Genomic DNA, 6,685 nt, shown 5'->3' with positions numbered 1-6,685 from the left:
CGCGCATGCGATCTACAAAATCGATGCTGCGGGCGTCAAGTCGGTCCTCGTCCAGAACGAACAGTTCAAGGGTGAAGGCTTCACCATGAACGGCCTCGACGTGCATCCCGACGGTTATCTGCTCGTCGCCAAGAAGTCTGACGGCAAGCTTTTCAAAGTGCCACTCGACGCTCCCAAAAAGTTCACCGCCGTCAAACTGCCAGAGCCGATCACGGCGGGCGACGGCATCCTGCTCGCGGGCGGCGATCTGGTGATCATCCGCAACCGGACCGCAACCGTGGCAGCCAATGAGATCCTGGTGCTGCGCAGCGTTGACGGCTGGTCTTCAGCCTCCATTGCCGAGCGCAAGCCGCACGAGGACAACTATCCGACGACGGCCACTCTGCGTGGCAATCAGATCATTACGGTCGCCTCGCGCATCAACGCGCTGCTGGCGACGCTGAAAGACAATCCAGGAGGACTACAGCAAGAGTTCCAGATCCATACGATCGGCACGATCGGTGCAGATCGAAAGGAATAGTGATGAATGCGAAAATTCCCCAATCAAGGATCCAAAGATGAGGAAACAGCCATGACCAAAATTCTCGTTCTTTACTACTCGAGCTACGGCCACGTCGAAACCATGGCGGGAGCGATCGCCGAAGGCGTCTGTGAGACGGGCGCCGGAACTTGTCACGGAGGATGTCGCCAAGAAGTCGGGCTACAAACTCGATCAGGCGGCGCCGGTCGCTACGGTCGACGAATTAGCCGACTACGACGCCATCATTTTCGGCACGCCGACCCGCTACGGCAATATGACGGCGCAGATGAAGAATTTCCTCGACCAGACCGGCGGGCTGTGGATGGGGGATAAGCTCGTCGGCAAAGTCGCCAGCGTTTTCGACTCGACCGCCACCCAGCACGGCGGCCAGGAATCCACGATCCTGTCTACCCACACCGTGCTGCTTCATTTGGGGATGGTGATCGTCGGCCTGCCCTACAGCTTCAAGGGCCAAATGAAGGGGGACGAGATGACCGGCGGCTCGCCGTACGGCGCCTCGACCTTGGCCGGGATGGACGGCAAGCGACAGCCGAGCGCGAATGAACTCGACGGCGCCCGGTTCCAAGGCCGGCATGTTGCGCGCATCGCCGCGAAGCTGAAAACCTGAGAGTAGCGCCTGTCATGGAAACCAGGATCGACGAACTCAACGAAGGAATTTATCGTCTCTCGACGTTCGTCCAACATCGATCGGGGACGACCCCGCAATTGTGAAAGGAATGCACATGACTTGGGTCATTCTTGTTTTTGCTGGGCTGTTTGAGGCCGGCTGGGCCATCGGATTGAAGTACACAGAAGGTTTCACTCGGTTGTGGCCTACTGTTTGGACGGTTCTCGCGATGATCATCAGTCTTTGGCTACTGGGCACTGCTATGAAGTCACTTCCAGTTGGCACCGCTTACAGCATCTGGGTAGGGATCGGAGCGGTCGGTACCGTAATTCTTGGGATCGTGCTGTTTGAAGAGCCTGCGAACGCTGCACGGCTAATCAGCGTTGCGCTCATCATCGCTGGCATCATCGGTCTCAAGCTTGCAACGCCGGCCTGACAACGCGTTCAACCCGGGCGTGCAAAAGCGCCGCTTCACTCTGCTCTTGCACGCCGGTTAACGCGAACGATGGAGGCAGGTGAGATGGCCGCGTTTCGGAAGCGCCTGACGGTCGGGGTGAGAGTAAACGGGCAGCCGATGGTGGGAGAGATTGCTGCGCGCGAGACCTTGCTTGACTGGCTGCGCGAACGCGCCGGAGGCGAAGGCGAAACTCGCCCGTCTCACCACGGAGTACGACCTCGCGTCAGCGATACGTAGCGCCGGGATGACCGAAGTTGTCGGGGACGGCGCGTTCGCTCTCCCAAACGACGCCGAGGTCAGTGAAAACGGCTCCGGCACGCCGTACGCGATGCGAACCTGGGGAGCAATCTTCGTCGAGTCGATCCCGATCTCGGCATCGTGCGCCTGCGCCGCGCGGTCGGGAGCTACTCGGCCGGCCGAATCATCAATCCCGCGACCGCGCGAAGCCAGATGATCGGCGGTATCGTCTGGGGTTGGGGCATGGCGACGATGGAGCAGAGCGTTCAAGAGCCCCGTCATGGCCGCTGGCTCGCCAAGAATCTGTCGAATATGTCGATCCCGGTCAACGCCGACATCCCGAGCGACATCACCATCCATTTCGTCGACTAATTCGACGAGCACGTAAGCCCGTCGGCGCGCACGGCATTGGTGTAATGGCAGCAACCGGCGTCGCAGCGGCGGTGGCGAACGCGGTCTACGCACGCGGTCGGGATCAGGGTGCGGGAATTGCCGATCACGCCTGACAAACTCATCATTGCCTCGTGAGCGTGCAGGATCTTACTAATTTAAAGCCTGAGAGGAGCGCCTGTTGTGGAAACCAGGATCGACGAAATCAACGAAGGAATCTATCGTTTCTCGACGTTCGTGCCCGATATCGCACCGCCTGCTGGCTTCACCTTCAATGAGTTCCTGATCCTCGGCGAGGACCCTCTGCTGTTCCACTGCGGGCTGAGAAAAATGTTCCCGCTGGTCTGTGCAGCCGTCGCCAGGATCATGCCCGTCCAACGATTACGCTGGATCACGTTCGGGCATTTCGAGGCTGATGAATGCGGCTCCATGAACGAATGGCTCGCGGCGGCGCCGCGGGCAGAGGTGGCGCATGGCACCGTGGGCTCCATGGTGTCCATCGCCGACATGGCGGACCGGCCGCCGCGCGTGCTGGCGGATGGCGAGATCATCGATCTCGGCGGAAAACGCGTTCGCTACGTCGACACGCCGCATGTGCCGCATGGCTGGGACGCAGGCGTCATCTTCGAGGAAACGACGGGCACGCTGTTTTGCGGCGATCTCTTTACCCATCCCGGAAACGGCCCCCCGTTGACCGAAGCCGATATCGTCGGACCCGCGATGGCGGCGGAGGACCTGTTTCATCAGACGAGCCTTGGACCGGCGACGGCGCCGACCATTCGCCGTCTCGCCGACCTTGCCCCGCGCACCCTCGCTGTCATGCACGGCTCGTCCTTCTCGGGCGACACGCCTGGTGCGCTGCACGCGCTGGCCGGCCGCTACGAGGCGCGCTTGCGCGCGGCGATTCCATGTCCAGCGGGAGCATTTCGTGAACGATGTTATTCCGAAACTTGGAGATCGAAATCGAGTGCATGATTTCGACGTGGGTAACTTCCACGACACTTCGTTTTATCGAAAGCAGACGTAGCTATGAGTGCGAGACATTTCACGCGCAAGCGCATTGCAACATGATATGAGCGGGGCGACGTTACCGTGCGTGAGGCCGCCTTGTACACCCTGGTAGTGAACCATGAGATCGGACAAACGATGGGCTTCAAGAGTGATAGTGGCAGCAGCGCTGATGTGTCTTTGATCAAGGCGCTTGTGAGAAACCAATTCGAAAGTCTCACCTGGACGCGGGAAAAGGAAGCGGACTGGGACGGGTTCGCCGACACTTTCCTGCCCGGGGCATCGCTTTTCCCTGCCGCGCGACCGGTGAAGCCGCAAACGGTCGACCAGTTCGTGGACCGGATGAAACGCTTACGGGCCGAAGGCAAACTTGCGACCCTGGAGGAGACACCGCTTGGCTGCGAAGTACGCATTTTTGGCAACGTCGCGGTTGCGTTCTTTGGATGCGAGATGCTCGAAAACGGATCGACTGTGACCCGCGACGTCAGCGCCGCAGTCCTGGTCCGCGACCAGGATCGCTGGCGCATCGCCGCGCAGGCCTGGGACAATGAGACAGAGACGCGAAAGATTCCCGACGATCTTGCCGTGCGCGAAGCGCCGTGACAACAACAACGCATTCGCCGTCCGCGCAACCTCGAAAGTCCCATGGGGGGGTGCAGCGCATGATCAGGCGTTCTTGTCTACTCCGACTTGCTCCAGGTTGAGCAGGTATTGCTTGCGACGCAAGCCGCCGCCGTATCCGCCGAGGTCGCCGTTCTTGTTGAAGACTCGATGGCAGGGAACCACGATGCTGATGCGGTTGAACCCATTTGCCCGACCAACCGCACGCACCGCGTTGGGATTTCCTAACGCGGACGCCAGTTCGTGATACGAACGGGTCTCACCGTAAGGGATCAACAGAAGCTGTTCCCACACGCGCCGCTGGAAGGCGCTGCCGGGGTACACCAGCGGTACCCTGAACGTGCGCCGCGTTCCTGCGAAATAGTCGTCGAGTTCCCTACGAAGCCGATCCAGGTGCGCGTTCGTGCCGGGCAGTACCGGCGCCCGGAACAGCGTTCGCACGGCCTCGAACTGGGCCTCGAGCATCCGCCGATCCGTGAATTCCGCCAGACAAATGCCGGCGTCCGTGGCGCCCGCCACGAGCGGGCCAAGCGGCGTTGGCAGCCAAGCCAGGAACACACAGTCACGGTGCTGACAGTCGCCCGGCGTACAAGCGAACGAGCGCTCGAACGCCTCGCGGAAGCCGCTCAGCGACTCATACCCGGTATCGAAGGCCGTGCCGTCCAGCGAGCTGCCACTCCGAATGCTGGTGAACGCACTCGACAAGCGGCGAGCCCGGGCATACGCCTGGAAGGTCATGCCGTAGTTGCGCAAGAAATGTCGCCGGGCGGTGGCCGGATCGATCCCCCGGCTTCTCAGCTCACCCTCGGTGACCCGTGACGACGGGTTCGCCTCGACATCGGCCAAAAGACTAATGGCCCATTCCGGTTCGTTGCGCATGGACATCGGCCGGCAGCGCTTGCACGGCCGGTATCCCGCGAACAGAGCCGCGGCGGCCGTCGCGAAGTACTCGACGTTCCTGGGCAAGGGGCTGCGTGCCGGGCAGGTCGGGCGACAGAAAATCGCGGTGGTACGCACGCCGACGAAGAAGATGCCCTCGTACGAGGCGTCCCGACCAAGGTACGCCTTTTCCATCTCGGCGATTGACGGGCGTGTGTTCATCCCAAACTTTGTACCACATCGGCGAAGCGGCTCGCCACCGGTTTTCGGGCGCGGTCATCGAACGCCGACCGCATCCGATCGCCCCCGCCGCCGCCTGACAACGCGGTCGGCAGGGGACGTTGGATGTGGCCTCGCAACGCGATCGGAGATCTCTTGAGCGAACCCGAGCGCAGTTCTGGCGCGCGGGATCCAATCTCCTCCCTTGTTCATATCCGTGACCAATGCGGTTCCGCCAAGCACGATTATCCGCAACGTGAAAGCGCCTGCGATGTCAATTCGTAAACCGTTTGATCAATTGAATTGGAGACAAGCATGAAAAATCTGGAGGGAACAGTTGCGATCGTCACCGGCGCATCGCGCGGCATCGGCGCTGCGATCGCCAAGCGCTTGGCGGCTGACGGCGCGAACGTCGTCGTCAACTACAGCGGCAGCGAAGCGCGCGCCAACGAAGTTGTCCAGAGCATTACATCCGACGGCGGCAAAGCGAAAGCGATGCAAGCGAACATGCGCGATCCGGCGGCGATCAAGCGGTTATTCGATGAAACCCTGAAGACGTTCGGCCGCCTGGACATTCTCGTGAACAACGCTGGCGCGTTTGCTCCCAAGCCGCTGAACGAGTGCTCCGATGCGGATTTCGAAGAAATCTTCGATCTGAACGTGCGCGCTGTGTTTCTTGCCGCGCGCGAGGCGGCCGGGCGCATGAACGAGGGCGGGCGGATCATCAACATCGGCAGCATCAACGGTGACCGGATGCCCTACACGGGCGGCGGGCTGTACGGGGCGAGCAAAGCGGCGGTCGCCGGTTTCACGCGCGGCTGGGCGCGCGACCTCGGGCCACGTGCGATCACTGTCAACTGCGTGCAGCCCGGGCCGATCGATACCGAACTGAACCCAGCCGACGGTGAATCGGCGGATTTCCAAAAGCAGATGACCGCCCTCGGCCGCTATGGCAAGGCGGAAGAGGTCGCGGCGCTGGTCGCTTTTCTCGCCAGTCCCGATGCCGCCAACGTCACCGGCGCCTGCCTCAACGTCGATGGCGGGACCAACGCGTGAACGATACCGCGCCAAATGGCACGGCCTCACGCCGCGCAAGCGGGGAATCTGCAAGCGGTGAACCAGATTATTCCGGAGAGCTGCGCGCAACGAAATCGGCCAGACGTAACAATCCCGAAGTTCGTGCTCGTCTCGGCGACGGGCTACTCCCGGAGGTCGATCCCGAATGACTTGCGGAACTCAGCCAACCCGAGGGCGGTGATGGTCAACGCGCGCCCGTGCCGCTGGCGTTTCAGCAAGCCCCGATCTAAGCAGTAAGTGGCCAGCGCCGCTCCCGCGTAACCGGCGAGGTGAGGGCGGCGCTCGCTCCAATCGAGGCAGGGCCGGCAGAACACGCGTCGCGTTCCGGATGGCGGCGGCGCGAAATCGACGCCGAGGCCATTGAAGAAAGCGACGCCCTCGGGAGTGATCTCGCCCGCATCGTGATCCAGAACGAGATAACGCTCGCTGACCAGCGCATCGGTGATCGCGACGCCGAGTTCGCCGGCGATATGGTCGTAACAGGTTCGCGCGCGTCGTAAAGCCGGATCGATTCTGGGCTCCGCGCGAGCCGACGGCGCACTTTGCGCGGCCAGCACCATGACCGCTTCGAGCGCTTGGGCGACCAACGGCGAAGCCAGCCGGTAATAGCGAAATCGCCCCTGCTTTGTGACCGCGAGCAGGCCGGCAT

General features: G+C 61.8%; 6 protein-coding genes and 3 pseudogenes. 7 read left to right on the top strand and 2 right to left on the bottom strand.

Translation table 11 applies throughout. The features are described from left to right. The 6 genes and pseudogenes from H0V78_06070 to H0V78_06045 form a co-directional block, all read left to right on the top strand. A partial coding sequence (locus tag H0V78_06070) for a hypothetical protein (protein ID MBA2351347.1) occupies positions 1 to 520 on the top strand: 520 nt, incomplete at its 5' end. A 51-nt stretch (positions 521 to 571) separates the two neighbouring features. After that, positions 572 to 1,148: pseudogene (gene wrbA, locus H0V78_06065) on the top strand (NAD(P)H:quinone oxidoreductase). Positions 1,149 to 1,263: 115 nt separating this feature from the next. Then, complete coding sequence (gene sugE, locus H0V78_06060) at positions 1,264 to 1,584, top strand: quaternary ammonium compound efflux SMR transporter SugE (GenBank protein MBA2351346.1); 321 nt, start codon at positions 1,264 to 1,266, stop codon at positions 1,582 to 1,584. 265 nt (positions 1,585 to 1,849) lie between these two features. Beyond that, a pseudogene (locus H0V78_06055) lies at positions 1,850 to 2,370 on the top strand (xanthine dehydrogenase family protein molybdopterin-binding subunit). A 45-nt stretch (positions 2,371 to 2,415) separates the two neighbouring features. Next, a pseudogene (locus tag H0V78_06050) lies at positions 2,416 to 3,132 on the top strand (MBL fold metallo-hydrolase). A 246-nt stretch (positions 3,133 to 3,378) separates the two neighbouring features. Beyond that, complete coding sequence (locus H0V78_06045; GenBank protein MBA2351345.1) at positions 3,379 to 3,843, top strand: hypothetical protein; 465 nt, start codon at positions 3,379 to 3,381, stop codon at positions 3,841 to 3,843. 63 nt (positions 3,844 to 3,906) lie between these two features. Here the strand turns inward: H0V78_06045 and H0V78_06040 are convergent, their stop codons facing one another. Further along, complete coding sequence (locus H0V78_06040) at positions 3,907 to 4,962, bottom strand: bifunctional transcriptional activator/DNA repair protein Ada (protein MBA2351344.1); 1,056 nt, start codon at positions 4,960 to 4,962, stop codon at positions 3,907 to 3,909. 312 nt (positions 4,963 to 5,274) lie between these two features. Between H0V78_06040 and H0V78_06035 the strand changes: the two genes are divergently transcribed. Next, on the top strand, positions 5,275 to 6,015 hold the full coding sequence (locus H0V78_06035; protein MBA2351343.1) for a 3-oxoacyl-ACP reductase FabG: 741 nt from the start codon (positions 5,275 to 5,277) through the stop codon (positions 6,013 to 6,015). 143 nt (positions 6,016 to 6,158) lie between these two features. On the opposite strand, the gene H0V78_06030 is transcribed toward H0V78_06035, so the two are convergent. Then, positions 6,159 to 6,685: transcriptional regulator (locus H0V78_06030; GenBank protein ID MBA2351342.1), on the bottom strand; the 527-nt coding region annotated here is incomplete at its 5' end.

Source organism: Burkholderiales bacterium (assembly GCA_013695435.1).
Classification (GTDB): Bacteria; Pseudomonadota; Gammaproteobacteria; order Burkholderiales; family JACMKV01; genus JACMKV01.
The sequence above is the reverse complement of the archived record's forward strand: the minus strand, read 5'-3'. Positions and strand labels throughout refer to the sequence as shown.